The 400-nt window shown below is 33.5% G+C and carries 1 protein-coding gene; it reads left to right on the top strand.

Going from position 1 to position 400, the window contains the following annotated elements:
- The coding region (locus AVBRAN12654_RS09430; protein WP_336614397.1) for a molybdopterin-dependent oxidoreductase at positions 1-400 on the top strand (400 nt) is incomplete at both ends.

Raw genomic sequence — 400 nt, 5'->3', positions numbered from 1 at the left:
CTCTAATGCAGTTTTTGGCGGTAGTTATGGTTGGTATTGTGTTGGAAATATAAATAACCCACAAAGCTTACTTGGTAGAATGTTAGCAATTGCTGGTGGATATACCACAAGCACTCTTACATACTCAACTCATTGTATTCGTGCAATTACTCCTTATGTTAGTGGTGTTGATGAATCAAATGCTAAGCAAACTTCTTGGGAAAATATATTAGAACATTCAAAAGTAGTTGTAATGTGGTCAGTTGATATAGCAAATACCAACCAAATAGGCTGGGGAGTTCCTATGCATGAAACTTATAGCTATTTAAAACAACTAAAAAAATTAAAAGATGAAGGTAAAATTAGAGTTATAAATATAGACCCTGTGGTAAATCATACAGCAAGATTTTTAGGTGCTAAG

This window comes from Campylobacter sp. RM12654, from assembly GCF_020137585.1.
GTDB lineage: Bacteria > Campylobacterota > Campylobacteria > Campylobacterales > Campylobacteraceae > Campylobacter_E.
This window is presented reverse-complemented; position numbering and strand designations above follow the sequence as displayed.